This is a genomic window from Arthrobacter sp. Y3221114 (assembly GCF_059092625.1).
In genome coordinates, this window is the sequence record NZ_JBNHHW010000004.1 from 224315 (window position 1) to 244756 (window position 20442).

Below are 20442 nucleotides of genomic sequence, written 5' to 3' on the forward strand. Positions count from 1 at the left end.
CAGTCCCCTTTCCTGTCCTTGACGCGGAAGTTATGGGCGGGAAAACACCCGTCATTTGATGTCGTCCCAGATTGGGATCGTGGCCGGGTCCACTCCGTAGGCGTCGGCAAGGTAGGTAGAGCCCAGCTTGTCGAGGGTGCCGTCCTCGCGGAGCTCAGCAAGTATCTCATTGACTGTGGCGACGTTTGTTGATCCCTTGGGCATCATCACTCCGTACGACTCGTCTGTCGGGATCTGGCCAGCCACCTTTAACGCGCCACCGGAATTCGCCGCCGCTCCCAGCACAATGCTGAGGTCCTGAATACCCGCATCGATCCTGCCTGCTGCGACGGCTGCCTGCTGTTCGGGGTCTCCGGGGAAAACAGCCACTTCAGTCTTAGGCTTGATCACATTCGCGACCAGCATCTGGCCCACAGTCCCCTGCTTAACTCCGATCATGGAGTCGGCAAGGCTCTGCTCGTTGACGGAAGAGTCCTTCTTGACCAGCACGCCGGCTGTGGACTGGAAATAAGGTTCGGAAAATTCCATGACCTGCTTGCGCTCGTCGGTGATCGTGATCTGATTCAGCGTCATATCGAAGTCACCCGCCTTTCCTGCCACGAGACCGTCAAACGAAGTGTTCTGCAGGACGATATTCTCGACTCCAGCCCTGTGCGCGATGTTGGCAAGCAAACAGAAATCAAAGCCGCTTGCAATGCTCTCGACGGTGTCGCCGTTGTACCAGCCCGGCGACGGGAGGTCCGCCTTAACCGTGATGGTCCCCTCCTTTATCAGGTCAAGCTCGTGTGTGCCTGCTGGGCCGGACACAGCGCAGTCGCCGTAGGAAGCCGGATTCCCGTCAGCGGCAGCATCCTCGGAATCAGCACCGGCGCCCCCTGCAGAGCTTCCGCAAGCCGCCAAGACGAACGCCAGTGCCACAGCACCGGAGGTTGCCACCATGTCAGTCAGTCGCATATCGAGTCCTTTCGCGCCGTGCCTAAATCGATTTAGGCCATCGCTTAGAATTGTAGGTGCACATGCATGGAAAGTGTCAACTACGTCACACAAGAGAGAGATCTGGATCGCATGAACGGCAGGGCGGGCACCGGCGCTGCGGCACCGCGCGTTCGCATCAAGGACGTTGCTGTTGCTGCCGGGGTTTCGACGGCGACGGTCTCGAACGTCTACAACAAGAAGGGTGAGGTGGCGCGGACAACGCGTGCAAAGGTCCTGGCGGCCGGCAAAAGCCTCGGGTACCAGCCGAACCCATCGGGCCGAGCGCTGCGGATGGGCCGGACCCGGGTCTTAGGTGTCCTCGTGAGCTACCGGAACTCCCCTGTGTGGCGCTACACGTACCTGCCCTATTATCGGGGCATTATCTCCGACGCCGCCATTGAGGCAATGGACCATGGCTACTCCGTGGTCGCAGCGTCACCGAAGGCAGACGATCTCGCCGATTCCTTCCCGCTCGTCGACGGGGTAATCGTAGTCGACCCCTTGGACAACGACCCTATAGTTGCCTTCTGCGCCGAACGCGGTATTCCGCTGGTCGCCGACGGTGGCTTCGTCGAGGGCCTCCGAGGCGACCTGCAGATGGCGGTCTTGGACAACGTGCATCGTTCTGTGCATGACATCCTCGACCTCACCGCCCGGCAAAGCCAAGCCATGATCGGGCGTGCACCCTCCCACATGGCACTCTTCACCGGATCCATCATTGACCGCTACACGGCAGAAACAGAAACGGCATTTTCCTCCTGGTGCGATTCACATGGAATCGAGGCGCAAATTGCGGCTCTCGGGCCTAACGGAGATGCGGGGCAAACGGCCCATCGGCTACTGTCCAACAACCGGCCGGATGCGGTCTATTGCCTCAACGAAAGTTACTCCGGGGCCATCATCACAGCGGCAGCAGTGCTGGGAGTGAAAATCCCCGGGGATGTAGTCGTCTCCTCCGCGGCGACCTCCGAGCAAACCATTCACGACCCGAGGGTCAACTACATTGAATCTGCAGACCCCGAGGGTCCCGGACGAAGTGCCGTCCGCCTTCTCGTCAATTTCCTGGAAAAGGGAGTCCGGGAAGATGCCCATCGCGCATTCCGGCTGCGGCCCGCGGAACAATGGACCATGCCGCCGCACAGCTAGGCCCGCATCAGGGGCAATGGCTCATACGACGGGCGCACTATTATAAGGATTCCCCCGCGATCCGACGGGAAGCCCCGTCTCCCGGCCGTGACCAGGCGGCGCCGTCGTCGCTGCTGCCGCGCCTTGGCAGGTGAGCCGCCGCCGTCGTTCTGTTGGGGTTACTTGCTCTGGTTGATGCGGATCATGTTGCCCGAGGGGTCCCGGACGGCGCAGTCGCGCGGCCCCCACGGCTGGTCCATGGGCTCCTGCAGGACCTCCGCCCCGATCGACACCAGCCGTTCGAAGGCGGCGTCCAGGTCATCCGTGCGGAACACGAGCATGGGCAGTACGCCCTTAACCAGCAGCTCCTGCAGCTGGTCGCCGTCGGCCTGCGAGCGCCCGGCGTGGGGTGCGGACAACACCAGCTCCAGTTCGGGTTGGTCGGGGCTGCCCATGGTGATCCAGTGGAAGCCGTCGTTGGCGACGTCGTTGCGGACCTCGAGCTCTAGGCCGTCCCGGTAGAACGGGATCGATTCCGCGGGATCGTTCACGGTGATGTTGCAGTACTGAAGTGAAATAGTCATGCGGCCAAGCTACGCCCGGGCCGGCGCGGCCGCTTCTTCGATCCTGCTCGATCTCGGGTCCACGGGTCGGGTGAGCAGCTTCGCGATGCACGGCGGCAAGGCCTCCGCCGCCGGATGCTCCCGGGCCCGATAGGCGCTGGGGGTTTCGCCCACCAGTTGGGTGAACCGCGTGCTGAACGATCCCAGCGACGTACAGCCCACCTGCATGCACGCGTCCGTGACGCTCGCGCCGGCGCGCAGCAGCGCCATTGCTCGTTCGATCCGGCGGGTCATCAGGTAGTTGTACGGCGTCTCCCCGTAGGTGGCCTTGAAGCGACGCGAAAAATGCGCCGGCGACATCAGCGCCTTCGCCGCCATCACCGGCACATCGAGCGGCCGGGCAAATTCCCGGTCGATCAGGTCCCGCGCCCGGCGCAGATGCGCCAGATTGGCCAGCTCCTCAGGAGTCACACGTCGAGGTTAGCCCCTGTCTGCATCGGCGGGTAGCCGTGCCGCGACGGCAGGCAGCCGGCGCGGGCTTTCCGGCCCCCGGAGGGCAGCCATCGCGGGCAGTTGGACGTCGCTGCCGCAATTTCGGATCGGTACACCCGAATCCGACCCTGGACTCTGGCGCAATCCCGGGAACCACGGCTAGCGTCTCGTTACCGGCAGTTCTCTCGAGCTGTCGATCCCGCCAGCTCAGCCGCATTACCCGGCTGCGCTGGCGCATGAATCGCTCAACCTTTGGAGGACATGCAGTGACGCACCAGCCCAAGAGCAGCACCAACCACGGTTCGACCAAACCCCGGCGCTACCGCAGCCTGGCCGCGGCGGGGGCCCTCGCCGTCGTTATTCCCTTCAGTGCAGCCACCCCGGTCCTTGCCGATGCCAACTTTCCTTCTACCGAGGGCAAGACCAATACCGCCAGCATCCTGACCTACGACGACCTCGTAAAGGAACTGCGGAAGCTGGACAAGAACAGCCGCTTCGGCGTGGACGCCTTCACGCTCGAAGAAGCGGGCACGCAGGTCAACAAGTCCGAGCAGGGCCGGGACCTCTGGGTGGCCACCGTCGGCACCGGCGCCGAGCATGTGTGGATCCAGGGCCGCATCCACGGCAACGAACCCTACGGCACCGAGTCGATCCTGTCGCTGCTGAAGGACCTGGGCACCAACGGTTCGGCGGACTATCAGCTGCTCCGCGAGAAGTTCACCTTCCACTTCATCCCGATGTACAACCCGGACGGATCAGAGGCCAACATCCGCCACACCGTTCTCTGGGACCAGGCAGCCGATCTGCCGGAGTTCGGCGCCAATGGGCGGGAACAGCGGATCGACCTGAACCGGGACTGGACGCCCACCGGATTCGTGGCCAACGAGTCGCTGGCCTTCTACGAGTACTGGACCGACGTGAAGCCGGCCTACGGTATCGACATCCACCACCAGGGCCTGAAGAAGGAATGGGGCACCGGCGACGATGTCACGCTGTCGTTGGGCATCTCGCTCGCCCCGGGCGGCCCGACCCTGCCGGGGATCAAAGACGGCGCCTACGACGAACTGACCCGCCAGATGCACGTCCACGTCTACGACGAACTCTCCAAGTACGGATTCATCAACATGGACCGCTACCAGGTGGGCAACGGCCTGGAGATCGACATCAAGGGCGGCGTGGTCTCGGCGATGATGCTGGGCCTGGACTATCAGGGCCTGAACCCGGAGGGCCACTCCAACCCGGTGGTCTTCTTCGAGACTTCCGGCAACACGTCGGACGGCAGCCTAGGCCAGAAGGCAAGGGGCAAGAGCGTCAAGCAGAATCTGCTCGCCATGAAGGAACTGCTCCTCGGCCTGGCCACCGGCGAAGTCCAGCAGGAGGACGCCGACCGCTGGGAGGAGATCCCACATCAGCCGGTCACCGGCTACAACACCGACTACGCCGGGACCATCCCGGTCCCGTAGCCGGCCTCGCCAGCAGTGGCGCGGTGCTTTGCAGCGCTGCGCCACTGCGCCAACAACGACGGCGGTGCGAGCGCACCAGCGGGCCGCAGTCCCGACCAGAGGCGGGCGCCGCCGTCGCGCCTTGCACCCATCGCATAGTGTCCACGGTTTGCGCCACGCTGATCTCGTGGCACAACCCCGGGACGACGAACCGCCCGCACACGGCGCGGGCACCGAAGACTCGGCGGAACGTTCCGAACCGCTGGAACGCAATTCCGCCAGGTTGGCCCGGGAGTCCAGCGAGTTTGACCGCGGCATCGGCTTTTACCACGGAATCTACGGATTCGCCATCACGCTGCTGATCACCAACCTGGACGCTTCTTCGCCGGAGGCATGGCAAGACCTCCGGTCGCTGGCGGGCTCCGGCCTCGTGCATCAGCTTGCCGGTTTCGTCCTGAGCTTCGTGGTGATCGCCGTGTTCTGGCGGACGAACCTCCGCCTGATACAACGGCTCTCGGCTCTTGATTCCGCAACGACGACGGCGAACCTGGTGGCTGCCTCATTCGTCATCCTGATTCCGTTCACCACGCAGGGCATCAGCGACCCCGAGACGTCGTCCTTGGAACTGTCGACTGTGCTGTACGCGGCCAACCTTGGGTTGGCGGCCTTGGCCCAGCTCGCCATGTTCGAGATCGCCCGCCGGAACCGCCTCGAGATCGAGCCGATGCACCGCAGGCAACATCGGGCGTTCGTGCTCGATTCCCTCGTCCCGCCGCTGGTCTTCGCGATTTCGATTCCGGTGGCCTTCGCCGCAGGCGGGACAGCAGGAAAGCTCACCTGGGCCTCGCTCATCGTCCTGGGGCCGCTTTCGGGCAGGCTCGCCGCGCGGGGAAGCCGGCGGCCAACGGCTGAGACACGGCGGAAGGAGCGCCGGTGACCAAGAATTCCTCCACGGACAAGCGGAACTCGCCGAACCTCGGCCCGTGAACCTGAGGCGGGAGGGCTTTAAAGGTGAAGGGACGGACGAGCTTGTGCCCGTCCGTCCCTCCCCGCTTCTTCGCTGTGGCGAATCCGGCCGGCTACGCCTCCACGATGATGACCGTGACCACGGGCTTGCGCCGCAGCGCGCGGTCGGACCAGCGGATCAGGGCCTGGGCGATCGCCTTCTCGGCGTCCGGGCCGGTCTTGTCGCCGCGCAGTTGCATCAGCGTCTTCTCCACGATGCCGGTGGCCTTCTCCAGCTGCTCGACCGCCGGGGCGAAGCCGACCGGGAAGAACTCCGGCTCTTCCTCAAGCCGCCCGGTGTCCGGGTTGACGATCAGCAGCGCGGTGACGGCGCCATCTTCGGCCAGCCGCAGCCGGTCCTGCAAGGAGGCTTCGGTGGCCGCCCCGGCCACCATGTTCTCCACATAGACGTAGTCGGCGGCGATCTGCCCGGAGACCCGTGCCACGCCGTCCTTGAGGTCCACCACTATGCCATCTTCGCCGATCAGCGCCCGCTTCGGGTCCACGCCGGTGCGGACGGCCAGTTCGGCGTTGGCCTTCAGGTGCCGGTGCTCGCCGTGCACGGGCAGCACGTTCTTCGGGCGGACCAGGTTGTAGCAGTAGACCAGCTCGCCGGCCGAGGCGTGGCCGGAGACGTGGACCTTGGCGTTGCCCTTGTGCACCACGTTGGCGCCGCGCTTGGTCAGGTCGTTGATCAACCGGTAGATGGAAGATTCGTTGCCCGGCACCAGCGAGGAAGCCAGCAGCACGGTGTCGCCTTCGGTCAGGTCGATCATGTGGTCGCCGCCGGCCATGCGGGCCAGCGCCGCCATCGGCTCGCCCTGCGAGCCGGTGCAGATCAGCACGGCCTTGGTGGGCGGCAGCTTCTCCAGTTCCTTGAAGTCCACCAGCACACCGCGCGGGATGTTCAGGTAGCCGAGCTCGCGCGCCGTCGTCATGTTGCGCACCATGGACCGGCCTACGAAGGCGACCTTGCGACCGTACTTGTGTGCCACGTCGATGACCTGCTGGATGCGGTGCACGTGGCTGGCGAAACTGGAGACGATCACGCGGCGCGGGGCGGTGCGCATGACCGTATCAATCGCCGGCACCAGATCGGCCTCGGCAGCGAGGAAACCCGGAACTTCGGCGTTGGTGGAATCCGGCAGGAACAGGTCCACGCCCTCGTCGCCCAGCCGCGCGAAACCGGCCAGGTCGGTGATCCGGCGGTCCAGCGGGAACTGGTCCATCTTGAAGTCGCCGGTTGCCAGCACCAGCCCGGCGCCGGTACGGATGGCCACGGCCAGTCCGTCCGGGATGGAGTGGTTGACGGCCAGGAATTCCAGGTCGAACGGACCGAACTTCTTCCGGTCGCCTTCCTTGACCTGCACCATCTTGGCGTTCAGGCGGTGTTCCTGCAGCTTGGTCTTCACGAAGGCCAGCGTCAGCTTCGCGGAGATCACGGGAATGTCGGCGCGTTCCTTCAGCAGGTACGGCACGCCACCAATGTGGTCCTCGTGCCCGTGGGTGAGGACAATGCCGACGACGTCGTTGAGGCGTTCGCGGATGTAGGAGAAGTCGGGCAGGATCAGGTCCACGCCCGGGTGCTGCTCCTCGGGGAACAAGACGCCGCAGTCCACGATCAGCAGCTTCCCGCCGAACTCGAACACCGTCATGTTCCGGCCAATCTCGCCCAGTCCGCCCAAGGGGACTATGCGCAAGGCGTCCTTGGCGAGTTTCGGAGGAGTTTGCAACGGCTTGGTGTTCATGTAATCCGATCTGTGGTGCGGTGTGTTGCCGGGCGTCAACGCCCGAAGCCGGAGTTGCCGGCACTGAAGTCTTGGGTGGCCGAGGCGCCCAGGGCGCTTCGACGGCGTTCCGCGCAGCGGGTGCGGGCGGAAAGCATACTTGTCCCGACTTTACCACCGGGCAGAAGGAATGCCGCCCCGGTTCATGCCTGCCAGGAATAATGACGGCACCGGCAGCCTCCAAGCCGGCGGAGGCACCGATCGCTTCGGCTAGGGTGGCTGGGGAGATTTCCCGTTGCCGCCCTACGACCCGAAGGAGCCAGCCACGGTCCGCGCATTCGCCTCCCGGCCGGCGTTGCCGTGGGTGATCCTGGGCATTGTCGTTCTGGCTTTGAGCCTGCGCGCACCGATCATCGCGCCGACCGCCGTCGTCGGGGACATCCGTGCCGACACCGGCCTGTCGGCCGCGGGGGCGGGCCTGCTCACGGGACTGCCGGTGCTGCTCTTCGCCCTGGCCACTCCCCTGGCGACGCAAACGATCCGGCGCTGGGGCCCGGAAGCTACCGTGGTGCTGTGCCTGGGCGGCGTCCTGGCCGGCACCGTCATCCGATCCCTGGGCCCGGTGTCAGTGGTGCTCGCAGGCACGGCAATCATCGGTGCGGCACTCACGCTCGGCAACATCGTGGTTCCCGTGCTGATCCGCCGCGATGTGCCGTGGAATCGGGTTTCCGCTGTCACGGGCGTATACACGGCCACGATGAACGTCGGGTCCATGGCAACCCTGCTGGGCACCGCACCGCTCGCCGCGCTCGTCGGATGGCGGTGGGCACTGGCGGCCTGGGGTGTGTTGGCCGTCCTCGGCCTCGCCTATTGGCTGCCGGCGGCGCGGCGGCGGCGCGCCGCTTTTGCACCCGGGCCGAACGGCACGTCCGATGAGCCGCCCGCCGACAACGCCGCAGCCAGCCCCGCTGGCGCCGATGGCTCCGGGGCGGTGGCGGTACCGCGCCCGAAGACCGGTGGGCGCGGCGACCGGTGGGTCGTCTGGCTGCTGACCCTGGCTTTCTGTGGCCAGTCTGCCGCCTACTACGGAACGACCACCTGGCTGCCCCTGCTGCTGTCCGAGGTCCGCGGCCTGTCCATTGCCGCCTCCGGAGCCACCGCCTCGCTCTTCCAGATTGCCGCGATTGTCGGCGCCTTTGGGGTGCCGCTCCTGGCAGCACGAACCCGGCTCTGGGTGCCGACGGCTGGCATCGCCATCTTGTGGATGTCACTCCCCATCGGCCTGCTCTTGGCACCCGACGCCTACATTCTCTGGTCGATTACGGGCGGCATCGCCCAAGGCGGTGGATTTACGGCCATCTTCTCCGTCATCCCGCGGGTCGCCAGCAACGACCAGGAGGCCGCCTCCGCCTCCGCCCGGATCCAGACGGGCGGATACCTTGCCGCCACCTGCGCCCCGCCGGTGGCCGGATGGCTGAACACGGTCACCGGCGGCTGGACCGCTCCCCTGTTCCTCGTCCTCGCGTGTACGGTGGCGTTCGCCGCGGGCGGGCTGCTGGCCGTGCGGGCGTCCGAGCCGCAGTAAACGCCGCGGGATTTATTTGCGACGGAAGCACCGGCAGATGCCGCACCCTATGGTCGATCTCCTTTGATGAATCGTATAATTACGTGGTCGTTCGGCGAGGCCGAATCGGGGTAATTGGGGGAAGCAGATGCAGCACCGGGCAGAGGGACTGGCAAGGGACTCGTCCCCCGGCGCGAGAACCCCGCCAAGACAACCGGACGTCAGGCGCTCACCTAGCGGGCGAATTCCTCAATGGGCCTTGGACGAGGCACTCGGGACCCAATCCCCGCCCTGGCCTGACGAAGGCCTCGCCGCGGGCAGGACGCGGCCACAAGCAAAGACACGGCACCGAGCAACATGGCGCCGCACTTCCTCGCAGCGCCGCACCTCCTCCCAGCGGCGCACCTCCCCGCACCGCGCCGGCCGCCTGTCGACCGGGCTCGCCATCGCCTTCGTCATCGCTCTGTGCTTGGCCCCGGGTGTGTTCAGCCGGCACGTCATGCCGGCGGTTGCCCCCTATCTTCCCGGTGCGGAGATTCCACCCCGCGGCGTCGAAGCCGCCGACAGTCCCCTGGGCCAACCGCCAGCCGTCGAGGAGTCGGACGCCTACGAGTTGTACGCGCCACCGCCGGGGTCCTCGCAGCCCTTCCTCGCCTATGACCCCTGCCGCCCCATCCACTACGTGGTCCGCCCGGACAATGCACCGCCGGGTTCCGACACGATCATCCACGAAGCCATCGCCGAGGTCTCCGCGGCCAGCGGACTGCAGTTCCTTTACGACGGACATACCGACGAGGCATTCGCCGAGGAAGGCCGCGAACGCTTCCAACCGGACCGCTATGGCAAGCGGTGGGCGCCGGTGCTGATCACCTGGTCGGATCCCAGCGAAGTGTCCCGACTCGCCGGCGATATCGCCGGACTTGGTGGCAGCTCCTCGGTCGGCGCACGGGGAACGCCGCACGTGCTCGTCGCGGGCCAGATCACCTTGGATGCGCCGGCGCTCCGGAACGTCCTCACGTATCCCGACGGGCGGGAGCATGTGCGCGCGGTCATCATCCACGAGCTCGGCCACGTGCTGGGGTTGGCGCACGTGGATGATCCGGAGCAATTGATGTTTGCCGGAGCAAACGGCGTGACGTCATTGGCCGACGGCGACCGGGCCGGCCTGGCGCTGCTGGGCACCGGACCGTGCGTGCCGGAAGTATAGGCCCAACGGCATAATCAGGACTGCCGGTTAATCCGGGGAGCTGGGACAACGACGACCGGCCTACGCAGGCAAGGAGGCCGCCCGCATGCAGGAGAAGCTGTGGAGCAGGAACTTCGTGCTGGCGATCGGCGCCAACCTGTTCATCTACATCGTGTTCTACCTGCTGATGACGTCCATGGCGCTCTACGCGGCCCAGCAGTTCCTGGCATCCGACACCGCGGCCGGTTTCACGTCCAGCGCATTCATCGTGGGGGCGCTCGTCTCGCGGTTCTTTGCCGGGCCGCTGATCGACAACGCGGGCCGGCGGCGGATGCTGCTGGTCAGTTTGGCCGCCTTCGTCGTGGCTTCCCTCTTGTATATTCCGGCGGACTCCCTGACGTCGTTGTTGGTGCTGCGGTTGGCCCACGGCGTGGCTTTCGGCCTCGCCAACACTGCCGTCACGGCCGGTGCACAGGCGCTGATTCCGCCTGTCCGCCGCAGTGAAGGCACCGGCTACTTTGCCGTTTCCACCACGCTGGCAACCGCCTTGGGACCGCTGCTGGCGGTGGTACTGGTTGTTGACGGCAGTTACGAGGGCGCGTTCTTCTTTTGTGCGGCCTGTTCCGTCGCGGCTTTGCTGGTGACCCTGATCCTGGAACTGCCCGAAGCGCCGGCGGAGCCGGCCGCCGTCGTCAAGCAGCGCGGGCCGGGCGGCGACCCGGAAAAGAAACGCCGGACGCCCGCAGCCTTGCTGGGAAAGGTATTCGCGCCGGAGGTCCTGCCCATCACCACGGTCCTGCTGGTGAGCGGGCTGGCCTTTTCCGGCCTGCTCTCGTTCCTGACCTCGTATGCGGACGCGGCCGGTACGCCGGATGCGGCGGCGCTGTTCTTTATGGTGTTTGCCGCCGCAGTGCTGGTGTCGCGGCTGAGCATCGGAAGGGTTCAAGACCGCCGCGGCGACAACGTGGTGCTGTATCCCGCGCTGGCGCTGTTCGCCGCCGGCCTGGCGCTGCTGGCGCTCGGACCGGCCATCTGGATAGTCGTCGTCTCCGCGGTGCTGAGCGGCCTCGGGTTCGGGACCCTGCTGCCCGGGACGCAGGCCATTACCGTCCGGTTGGTTTCGGAGCGGAGGTTCGGCACTGCCCTGGCCACCTATTACCTGATGCTCGACATCGGCACCGGCTTCGGCCCGGTGCTGCTGGGCCTGCTGGTGCCGCTGACCGGCTTCGACGGCATGTACGGCTGGCTTGGCCTGCTCATGCTCGCCTGCGTCCTGCTGTACTACCTGGTGCACGGCCGGGCGGCCAGCCGGGCGGCCGCCTGACCCGGAGCTCGGCGCCTACCGTCGTGCCGGCAATTACCTCACAGTCTTATGCCTTTTTGATCGGCCGTAACGCGCCTACCGTAGTGAGTGGAGCCGCTCAACCGGGGCGGCCCCAGGATGGAAGGAAGTGCCATGACCGTGACTTCACACGTCAGCGAATGCGCAGTAACCAACTGTTCCTTCAACGATCACAGCGAATGCAATGCCGCCGCAATCACCGTGGCGGGCGGCGAGAACCACGCCGAATGCGCCACGTTCATCGATACCGGTGTGCACGGCGGGCTTCCCAAGGTGCTGGCCAGCGTCGGCGCCTGCCAGCGGAGCGAGTGCACCCACAACGACCACCTCATGTGCCAGGCGCCGGAAGTGCACGTGGGTCCCGGCGCGGACAACGCGGACTGCCTCACGTACGAACACCGGTAACGAGGGCCTCGCGCGGGTTTCGTAATAACCCAGGCCGCGCTCCCATCGGCCCCTCGCCTGCGGAACCACCTGCCGCGCCGGCATGCCACGGCCATGGCCCGTGCCCGCGCACTCGTCGTCGGCCGCCCGGAGCCCGCCGCCCTGATCCGACCATGCCCCGGGCCTACCCTTTGGCGCGACGCGGTCGCCGACATCACACCCATTTCCGGAATGCAACCGGTTTTTATGCGTTTGCATAGATGTGGGCACCTGTACGAGCGCCCACTCCATTCAGGAAGAGGGAAAGTATCATGCAGAGATTCTCTGGCAAGTCGATCATCATCACTGGCGCAGGTCCGGGCCTGGGCCGGTCGGCAGCACTGCAGATCGCCAAGGAACAGGGCAACCTGACCCTGGTCGACCTCAACGAGGCCGGCCTGAAGGATGCGGTCGAGGAAATCCGCCAGGTCGCTCCGGACGCCGACGTCCTGACCGTCACCGCGAACGTGGCAGACGAGTCCGCCGTCGAGAATTACGTGGCCCAAGCCGTCGAGCGCTTCGGCAGGATCGACGGCTTCTTCAACAATGCCGGCATCGAAGGCAAACAGAATCCCACCGAGGACTTCGGTTCCGACGAATTCTCCAAGGTCGTGTCCATCAACCTCAACGGCGTATTCTACGGCCTCAAGCACGTCCTGAAGGTCATGAAGGAACAGGGCTCCGGCGCCGTCGTGAACACCGCATCCGTCGGCGGCATCCGTGGCGTCGGCAACCAGTCCGGCTACGCAGCCTCCAAGCACGGCGTGGTCGGCCTGACCCGCAACTCCGGCATCGAATACGGCCAGTACGGTATACAGGTCAACGCCATCGCGCCCGGCGCCATCATGACCCCGATGGTCGAAGGCTCGCTCAAGCAGATGGACCCGGAGAACTGGGAAGAGGTCGGCAGGGGCTTCGTCGAGCCCAACCCGATGAAGCGCTTCGGCAAGCCCGAAGAGGTCGGCCAGCTGGTCGCCTTCCTGCTGTCCGGCGACGCCGGCTTCATCAACGCCGCCGTCATCCCGATCGACGGCGGCCAGTCCTACAAGTACTGATCCATAGCTTCTGGTTCTGATCGGCACCTCATTCGAGGGCGATCCCCCGGAAGGAGGACGACGGCGGCGCCCGAGCACCGCCGTCGTCCTTTCGTTTAAGGATCTCCAACCGCAGTTCGGGATCCGGGCAGACGCGCGATCCCACGCCGCCCGGCCCCTTCCGTTACCCGGGTTACTTGTTAGCTGCGTCATGTTTGCCGTACAGTATCTGCAACCGAACGGTTATTCAGTTATAGAACCCGGTGTTCAAATACAGAACAACGGCGACGGCCGCAGATGGCAACAGAAGTGAGGACACCCGTGCAGTTCCACCACCACGGTTACGTATCCGGAGACCCGCGCGTCAAGCCGGCAGCCGGCGTAGGCATCGACCGCCCCGAAGAGCTTCCCGACGAGGTCGATGTGCTCATCGTGGGCTCCGGTCCCGCGGGCATGCTCGCGGCCGCTCAGCTGGCCCAGTTCCCGAATATCACCACGCGGCTGGTGGAGCGCCGGGACGGGCGGCTGGTCCTCGGCCAGGCCGACGGCATCCAGGCCCGCAGCGTGGAGACCTTCCAGGCCTTCGGCTTCGCCGAGCGCATCACCGCCGAGGCCTTCTGGCTCACCGAGATGAACTTCTGGCGCCCGGGCACCGAGAACCCCAAGCACATCGTCCGCGGCGGTCGCGCCGTCGACGACGAGATGGGCATCAGCGAGTTCCCGCACCTGATCGTCAACCAGGCCCGCGTGCTGGACTACTTCGCCGAGGTCGCGGCCAACTCGCCCACCCGACTGACGCCGGATTACGGCTGGGCATTCAAGACCCTCGAGGTCACCGACGAGGGCGACTATCCGGTGAAGGTGACGCTGATCCGCAGCGCCGGCCCGGATGAAGGCACCGAGCGCGTCGTCCACGCCAAGTACGTGGTCGGTTGCGACGGCGCACGCAGCAAGGTCCGCGCCTCGATCGGCAGCACCCTTGCCGGCGACAGCGCCAACCACGCGTGGGGCGTCATGGACGTGCTGGCTCAGACCGACTTCCCGGACATCCGCACCAAGTGCGCCATCCAGTCGCACGACGGCGGCTCCATCCTGCTGATCCCGCGCGAGGGCGGCTACCTGTTCCGCATGTACGTGGACCTCGGCGTAGTGCCCGACGACGACAACGGCAAGATCCGCCAGACCTCGATCGAGCAGATCATCGCCAAGGCCAACGAGATCATGACCCCGTACACGGTCGACGTGCGCAGCGTCGCCTGGCACAGCGTGTACGAGGTGGGCCACCGCCTCACGGACCGGTTCGACGACCTGCTGCCCGAGGACGTCGGCACCCGCACGCCGCGCGTCTTCATCACCGGCGACGCCTGCCACACGCACAGCGCCAAGGCCGGCCAGGGCATGAACGTCTCCATGCAGGACGGTTTCAACATCGCCTGGAAGCTGGGCCACGTGCTGGAGGGCCGCAGCCCGGAGAGCCTGCTCTCCACCTACTCCGCGGAGCGCCAGGTCGTGGCCAAGGACCTGATCGACTTCGACAAGGAGTGGTCGACGATGATGGCCAAGAAGCCCGAGGAGTTCTCCGATCCCACGGAACTCGAAGACTTCTACGTCCGCACCGCGGAATTCCCGGCCGGCTTCATGACCGAGTACGCCCAGTCGATCCTGACCGGCGCGCGCAGCCACCAGGACCTGGCCACCGGCTTCCCCGTCGGCAAGCGGTTCAAGTCGGCCAAGGTCTCCCGCGTCTGCGACACGAACCCGCTGCATCTGGGTCACTTGGCCGAGGCCGACGGGCGCTGGCGCATCTACGTCTTCGCCGACCAGGCGAAGGCCGGCGAATCCACGGCTGTTGCGAACCTGGCCGAGTGGCTGGTGACTGCACCGGATTCCCCGCTCGCCGCCACGCCGGAGGGCGCCGACCTCGACGCCTGGTTCGATGTGAAGGTGGTCTACCAGCAGCATCACGAAGAGGTGGACATTAACGCCGTGCCCGCCGTGTTCAAGCCCGAGGTGGGCCCGTTCCAGCTGACCAACCTCGAGAAGGTCTTCGGTACCGCCAAGGACGAGGACATCTTCGACGTCCGCGGCATCTCCCGCGACGGCGCCATCGTGGTGGTCCGGCCGGACCAGTACGTGGCGAACGTGCTGCCGCTATCGGCGACTGCGGAACTCGCCGGGTTCTTCGCGCCCCTGCTAAAGGCCCGCGAGCCGCAGCACTGACTCAGCCTAAAATGGAAGAACGACGACGGCGCGAAAGTGCCGTCGTCGTTCTTTTCTTAAGGACAGACCACCACCATTGGTCCCGCGCTGCCCACTCCCTGGCGCGGGCATGAGGAGATGGATATGAAACGGCCCGTTATCGCCGCGGCGGCGCTTGCCCTGATGCTGACCGCCTGTGCGCCGGCCCCCGAAACTACCCCCGCAGGGGAGGCCACGGACGCCGGGTTCCTCGCCGGCTACGGACTTGAGGGCATGGACGCGGTTGGCATCATCGACCACCTCGACCGGCTGGACACTGACGAACGGCCCACCGACTTGATGGCATCTGTCCGGCAGGGCGATTTACTCCTCACAGACGGCGGCCACAACGAGCTGACGCTGGAGCTGCCGGAGGACAGTTCGTACATCTCGGTCGCCCCGCATCTCAGCCAGACCCACGACTGCTTTTACCACAGCCTGACGACCTGCCTTGGCGAGCTGGGCAACGAGGACATGAGCGTCAAGATCATCGACGACACCACCGGGGAGACGCTGGTGGATGAGCGGATTGAAACCTTCAGCAACGGGTTTGCAGGGTTCTGGGTTCCCGGCGACATTCACGGCACCATCGAAGTGAGTTACGACGGGCACTCCGGCTCGGCGGATTTTTCGACGACCGACGGCAGCGCCACCTGCATCACGGATCTCCGGCTGACTTAAGGACGCCGGGACCTGCCGTCGCGCCGGGGGTCTTGGGCTACGCCTGCCTGCTGACCCCGAGGAGTTCGCCGATCCGTCGGAGCTCGAGGACTTCTACGTAGGGACCGCTGAGTTCCCGGCCGGCTTCAGGACCGAGTACGCCCAGTCGATCCTGACCGGCGCGCGCAGCCACCAGGACCTGGCCACCGGGTTCACGGTCGGCAAGCGCTTCAAGTCCGCCCACGTCTCCCGTGTCTGCGACACCACCGGCTTCTGCCCGTTACATCGGAGTGACGTAGGCTCCCGCGATTCCGCCGTCAACCAAAAACTGGCTAGCCGTGATGAAGGAAGAGTCATCCGAGGCCAGGAACGCCACGGCGGCAGCCAGCTCTTCGGGTTCCGCGAAGCGGCCCAGTGGCACGTGAATCAACCGGCGGGCTGCGCGCTCCGGGTCCTTGGCGAAGAGCTCTTTGAGTAGCGGGGTATTCACCGGCCCAGGACACAACGCGTTCACACGAATGCCTTGCCGGGCGAATTCAACACCAAGTTCCCGGCTCATGGACAGTACCCCGCCCTTGGACGCGGAGTAGGAGATCTGCGATGTGGCGGCACCCATGACCGCGACAAAGGATGCCGTGTTGATGATCGAGCCTCTGCCCTGCTCTTGCATGTACGGTATGACCTGCTTGCAGCAGTAGTAGACGGAGGTGAGGTTCACTTCCTGCACCTTGCGCCACGCCTCGATGCCGGTATCCAGAATCGAAGCGTCATCGGCCGGGGAAATTCCCGCGTTGTTGAAGGCGATGTCCACACTTCCGTGGGCCTCCTTAGTGGTCTTGAAGACGTTGATGACATCGGCCTCGTTCGTCACGTCGGTGCGCACGAACATGCCACCGACGGACTCAGCCGCTGCCGTCCCCACCTCCTCAGAGCAGATGTCGGCGATGACCACACTTGCACCTTCATGGGCAAGTCGTTTGGCAGCCGCCAAGCCAATGCCTGAAGCTCCTCCGGTAATGACGGCGCTGCGGCCCTGCAGCCGGTTGCTGACAAGCCCGTTGTAGGGGGCCGTGTTCGTTTCAGACATGGGATGCTCCTTGAATTGTTCCGCGCATTCAATAAGTCCTCGTGATCTTTTGCGCGGGTAGCGCACTTACGTAACGGCGGGGCACTATCGGGTGGATATGAAGACGTTCTTCACTTCAGTGAAGGCGTCCAAGGCGTCCGGCCCTAGTTCCCGGCCCAGGCCTGATTGCTTGAAGCCGCCGAACGGCGTCGAGTAACGGACCGAGGAATGGGAATTAACCGAGAGGTTTCCCGCTTCCACGCCACGCGAGACTCGCAGTGCCCGGCCCACATTCGAGGTCCAGATCGATCCCGACAGGCCGAATTCGGAATCGTTGGCAATCCGCATCGCATCCGCCTCATCGTCGAAGGGCACGACGGCGACCACCGGTCCGAAGATCTCCTCACGCAGGGAACGTGCCTCGGGGTCGGTGGGCGTGAGCACAGTGGGCGGGAACCAAAAGCCGCCGCCCTGCGGCGCCGATCCCTGGAAGGCGACCTCGGCGCCGGCCAAGCCTTCGCCGTCGTACACGAAGGATGCCACGGTATCCCGCTGTCCGGCGGAGATTAGCGGTCCCATGTCTGTGGTCTCATCCGCGGGATCCCCAACCCGGAAAGCTTTCACTGCAGGTTCGAGCAGCCCGAGGAACTTCTCGTAGACATTGCGCTGGATCAGGATGCGTGACCGCGCACAGCAGTCCTGCCCCGCGTTGTCGAACACCCCGCCCGGCGCACTGGCGGCTGCCTCTTCCAGATCGGCGTCGGCAAAGACGATGTTGGCGCTCTTGCCGCCGAGCTCAAGGGTGACCCGCTTGACCTGCTCCGCGCATCCCGCCATGATACCCTTCCCGACTCGGGTGGATCCGGTGAAGACGACCTTGCGGACCGCAGAATGCGTGACGAACCGCTCGCCGACAACCGATCCCTTGCCCGGGATCACCGTGAAGACGCCTTCGGGTATCCCCGCTTCGAGCGCCAGTTCGCCCAGCCGGATGGCCGTCAACGGGGTGAGTTCGGCGGGCTTGAGGACCACTGTGTTTCCGGCCGCCAAGGCGGGCGCGAATCCCCAGCCAGCGATCGGCATGGGAAAGTTCCACGGAACAATGACGCCCACGACGCCCAGCGGCTCGTGCAACGTGATGTTGAGTCCCCCACCCACGGGGATTTGCTGGCCGAGGTGCCGTTCGGGCGCCGCGGCGTAGTACGTCAGGACATCGCGCACGTTGCCTGCCTCCCAGCGCGCGTTCCCGATCGTGTGCCCCGCGTTCGCGACCTCAAGGCGGGCGAGGTTCTCCAGATCCGCGTCCACGGCAGCGGCGAACCGGCGCAGCAGCAGCGCGCGGTCGGCCGGGGCCACGGCGCGCCAGGTCTTGAACGCGGCGGCAGCCCGTTCGATCGCCTCATCGGTCTCTTCAACATCGGCAAGCGAAACCTCGCGGATCCCCTGGCCCGTTGCCGGGTTCAGGACGGTGACGGTGCCCATGCGTGGTTCTCCTGTCGTTTTCTCTGGTAGGCGACGGCTGCTGTGATGAATCCGGCAAACAACCGGGCATCGGCGGGGTTTTCCTCGGGGTGGAACTGCACGCCCAGGGCCCAGCCCGGTACCTGCGTGCACTCGACGGCCTCGATGGTCCCGTCCGGAGCCCAGGCGGTGGCTTTCAACCCCTCGCCCAGCCGGTCCACCGACTGGTGGTGGTAACACGGGGAGGTGGCGGATTCCCCGAGCAGTTCCGCGATGAGCGATTCAGGGGCGGTGGCGAATTCCACTGTGCCGAATTCGCCCGGTGAGGGCTGGTAGCGCGATTCGGGCAGCAGATCGGGAACGTGCTGGTAAAGGGTTCCGCCGAGGGCGACATTGAGGATCTGGGCGCCGCGGCAGATCGCGAACAGCGGAAGTCCCGCGTCCAGTGCCGTTCGCGTCAGCCGGATGTCGTGGTCGTCGCGTTCGGGCTGGAATGCGGTGCTGGGGTGCGGTTCGGCCCCGTAGTTAGCGGGGTCGACGTCCACCCCGCCAATCACGATCAGGCCATCCAACACCTCCAGGACTGATTCATCGGTGCCCATGGGCGGCAAGAGCAGCGGCGTGCCCCCTGCGGCGACGACGCCTGTCACGTACTTGCCCGGAACAATGGCGGCAGGACTCGACCAGACACCCCAGGACGCCTCTTGCCAATAGGTGGTCAGGCCGATTCTTGGCCTGACCTGCACAGGGCGTCCCATCAGTGGCGTTCGAATCCGCGGCGGACTTCCCAGTCCGTGACGGCCGCGTTGTACTGATCGATTTCCACTTCGGCGTAGTGCGTGTAGTGTTCCACGACCTCCTGCCCGAAGACTTTGGCGGCTATCGCGGAGTTCGCGAACAGTTCACACGCCTCCGCCATCGTGTGCGGAACGTGTTCCGCATCCGAATCGTACGCGTTGCCTGCCATCATGGGCGGAAGCTCCAGCTGGTGCTCGATCCCGTAGAGTCCGCCCGCCAGCATGGCGGACAGTGCGAGGTACGGGTTGGCATCCGCCCCGGGGAGCCGGTTTTCCATCCGGGCCGATGGCCCCTCTCCGACGAGGCGTACCGAACAGCTGCGGTTGTCCAGCCCCCAGGCGACGGCGGTTGGTGCGAAGGAGCCCTTGGCGAATCGCTTGTAGGAGTTGATGTTGGGCGCGTAGAACAGGGTGAATTCGCGCATGGTCGCGAGCACGCCTGCAATGAAGTGGTCGTAGAGCGCGCTACGCTCGCCGCGGTCCGCGTCCCAAAAGGCGAGATCGCCGTCGAGGCCGCGCAGGGACATGTGGATGTGGCAGGACGACCCGTCGCGTTCATTGGGTTTGGCCATAAAGGTCACGGCCTGGCCGCGCTGGGCCGCCATCTGCTTTGCGGAAAGCTTATAGAAGGTGTGGTTGTCCGCGGTGGTGAGGACGTCGTCGTAGCGGAACGCGATCTCGTGCTGGCCGAAGTTGCATTCGCCCTTGGCCGATTCAACAGTCATCCCGGCCTCGAACATGATGTTGCGGATGTCGCGCAGCAGGGGCTCCACACGCATGGAGCCGAGAATGGAGTAGTCCACGTTGTACAGGTTCGCAGGCGTCAAATTCAGGTAATGCCCGTTCTGGGCGTCCTCGTAGCTGGTGTTGAAGATCATGAACTCGAGCTCGGTGCCCGCCACGGCCTTGAAGCCGAGCCCTGCCGCCTTTTCCTGCTGCGAACGCAGAATGCTGCGCGGGGAAACAGCCACGCGCTCTCCGGTGGTGTAGTTGAGGTCGGCCTGGATCATCGCGGTTTTTTCCAGGTAGGGAACTCGGCGGATCGTATCCAAATCCAGGTCGAACTCCATGTCGCCGTAGCCCTTGTCCCAGCTGGTCATGGCGTAGCCGCCCACAGTGCTCATTTCGGTGTCAACGGCCAGTAGGTAGTTGCAGGCTTCGGATCCGTCCTCAAGCGCGGAGTCCAAGAAGAACCCGCCGTGGATGACCTTGCCCTGCAGCCGTCCCTGCATGTCCGTGAATGAGACGATGACGCTGTCGATCTCCCCGGTCTTGATAGTTTCCCGTAGCTGCTCGACGGTGAGCATCCTGTCACTGCGCGGATGTGGAGTCATAATTTTTC

Annotated in this window: 18 protein-coding genes and 1 pseudogene; 11 read left to right on the plus strand and 8 right to left on the minus strand. The window is 65.3% G+C overall.

All coding sequences use genetic code 11. The features are described from left to right. Positions 1-51: 51 nt before the first annotated feature. On the minus strand, positions 52-954 hold the full coding sequence (locus AC5RV3_RS10645) for an ABC transporter substrate-binding protein (RefSeq protein WP_494122096.1): 903 nt from the start codon (positions 952-954) through the stop codon (positions 52-54). Between the two features lie 66 nt (positions 955-1020). On the opposite strand from AC5RV3_RS10645, the gene AC5RV3_RS10650 reads away from it, so the two are divergent. Further along, complete coding sequence (locus AC5RV3_RS10650; protein WP_494122097.1) at positions 1021-2121, plus strand: LacI family DNA-binding transcriptional regulator; 1101 nt, start codon at positions 1021-1023, stop codon at positions 2119-2121. A 158-nt stretch (positions 2122-2279) separates the two neighbouring features. Here AC5RV3_RS10650 and AC5RV3_RS10655 read toward each other — a convergent pair whose 3' ends face one another. Together AC5RV3_RS10655 and AC5RV3_RS10660 are read right to left on the minus strand one after the other, a co-directional pair. Continuing rightward, positions 2280-2684 (minus strand): VOC family protein, encoded by a 405-nt coding sequence (locus AC5RV3_RS10655; RefSeq protein WP_494122098.1) that lies wholly within the window; start codon positions 2682-2684, stop codon positions 2280-2282. Positions 2685-2693: 9 nt separating this feature from the next. Continuing rightward, complete coding sequence (locus AC5RV3_RS10660) at positions 2694-3134, minus strand: helix-turn-helix transcriptional regulator (RefSeq protein ID WP_494122099.1); 441 nt, start codon at positions 3132-3134, stop codon at positions 2694-2696. A 287-nt stretch (positions 3135-3421) separates the two neighbouring features. Between AC5RV3_RS10660 and AC5RV3_RS10665 the strand changes: the two genes are divergently transcribed. Both AC5RV3_RS10665 and AC5RV3_RS10670 read left to right on the plus strand, forming a co-directional pair. Continuing rightward, on the plus strand, positions 3422-4618 hold the full coding sequence (locus tag AC5RV3_RS10665; protein WP_494122100.1) for a M14 family zinc carboxypeptidase: 1197 nt from the start codon (positions 3422-3424) through the stop codon (positions 4616-4618). A gap of 166 nt (positions 4619-4784) precedes the next feature. Next, positions 4785-5534 carry a TMEM175 family protein gene (locus tag AC5RV3_RS10670; RefSeq protein WP_494122101.1) on the plus strand — a complete coding sequence of 250 codons (750 nt, stop codon included), beginning with the start codon at positions 4785-4787 and terminating at the stop codon, positions 5532-5534. A 142-nt stretch (positions 5535-5676) separates the two neighbouring features. Here AC5RV3_RS10670 and AC5RV3_RS10675 read toward each other — a convergent pair whose 3' ends face one another. Then, positions 5677-7350, minus strand: a complete 1674-nt coding sequence (locus tag AC5RV3_RS10675; RefSeq protein WP_493969597.1) for a ribonuclease J — start codon at positions 7348-7350, stop codon at positions 5677-5679. A 274-nt stretch (positions 7351-7624) separates the two neighbouring features. Here AC5RV3_RS10675 and AC5RV3_RS10680 point away from each other — a divergent pair, with 274 nt between their 5' ends. The 8 genes and pseudogenes from AC5RV3_RS10680 to AC5RV3_RS10715 form a co-directional block, all read left to right on the plus strand. Then, complete coding sequence (locus AC5RV3_RS10680) at positions 7625-8914, plus strand: MFS transporter (RefSeq protein WP_494122102.1); 1290 nt, start codon at positions 7625-7627, stop codon at positions 8912-8914. Between the two features lie 478 nt (positions 8915-9392). Further along, a complete protein-coding gene (locus AC5RV3_RS10685; RefSeq protein WP_494122103.1) occupies positions 9393-10100 on the plus strand; it encodes a matrixin family metalloprotease in 708 nt (235 codons plus the stop codon). Positions 10101-10185: 85 nt separating this feature from the next. Next, positions 10186-11403 (plus strand): MFS transporter, encoded by a 1218-nt coding sequence (locus AC5RV3_RS10690; RefSeq protein WP_494122104.1) that lies wholly within the window; start codon positions 10186-10188, stop codon positions 11401-11403. A gap of 138 nt (positions 11404-11541) precedes the next feature. Next, the gene (locus AC5RV3_RS10695) at positions 11542-11826 is read left to right on the plus strand and encodes a DUF1540 domain-containing protein (RefSeq protein WP_493977268.1); all 285 of its coding nucleotides are present in this window, start codon (positions 11542-11544) and stop codon (positions 11824-11826) included. Positions 11827-12116: 290 nt separating this feature from the next. Continuing rightward, a complete protein-coding gene (locus tag AC5RV3_RS10700; RefSeq protein WP_494122105.1) occupies positions 12117-12899 on the plus strand; it encodes an SDR family oxidoreductase in 783 nt (260 codons plus the stop codon). 300 nt (positions 12900-13199) lie between these two features. Then, positions 13200-15098, plus strand: coding sequence for an FAD-binding monooxygenase (locus AC5RV3_RS10705; RefSeq protein ID WP_494122343.1), 1899 nt, complete (start codon positions 13200-13202; stop codon positions 15096-15098). Positions 15099-15221: 123 nt separating this feature from the next. Beyond that, a complete protein-coding gene (locus AC5RV3_RS10710) occupies positions 15222-15797 on the plus strand; it encodes a CueP family metal-binding protein (protein ID WP_494122106.1) in 576 nt (191 codons plus the stop codon). 55 nt (positions 15798-15852) lie between these two features. Continuing rightward, positions 15853-16062 (plus strand): annotated as a pseudogene (locus AC5RV3_RS10715) (3-hydroxybenzoate 4-monooxygenase); the annotation flags it as partial. Here AC5RV3_RS10715 and AC5RV3_RS10720 read toward each other — a convergent pair. The 4 genes from AC5RV3_RS10720 to AC5RV3_RS10735 all read right to left on the minus strand — a co-directional run bounded on the left by AC5RV3_RS10720 (position 16057) and on the right by AC5RV3_RS10735 (position 20434). After that, complete coding sequence (locus tag AC5RV3_RS10720; RefSeq protein WP_494122107.1) at positions 16057-16863, minus strand: 3-oxoacyl-ACP reductase; 807 nt, start codon at positions 16861-16863, stop codon at positions 16057-16059. The pseudogene AC5RV3_RS10715 and the gene AC5RV3_RS10720 sit on opposite strands and share 6 nt — an antisense overlap. Before the next feature lie 84 nt (positions 16864-16947). Next, positions 16948-18324, minus strand: coding sequence for an aldehyde dehydrogenase family protein (locus tag AC5RV3_RS10725; protein WP_494122108.1), 1377 nt, complete (start codon positions 18322-18324; stop codon positions 16948-16950). Next, positions 18303-19061, minus strand: a complete 759-nt coding sequence (locus AC5RV3_RS10730; protein ID WP_494122109.1) for a gamma-glutamyl-gamma-aminobutyrate hydrolase family protein — start codon at positions 19059-19061, stop codon at positions 18303-18305. Before AC5RV3_RS10730 ends, AC5RV3_RS10725 begins: the two co-directional genes overlap by 22 nt. Beyond that, positions 19061-20434: a glutamine synthetase family protein gene (locus AC5RV3_RS10735; protein WP_494122110.1), complete on the minus strand. Its 1374-nt coding sequence runs from the start codon at positions 20432-20434 to the stop codon at positions 19061-19063. The genes AC5RV3_RS10730 and AC5RV3_RS10735 overlap by 1 nt, the downstream gene beginning before the upstream one ends. Positions 20435-20442 lie beyond the last annotated feature (8 nt).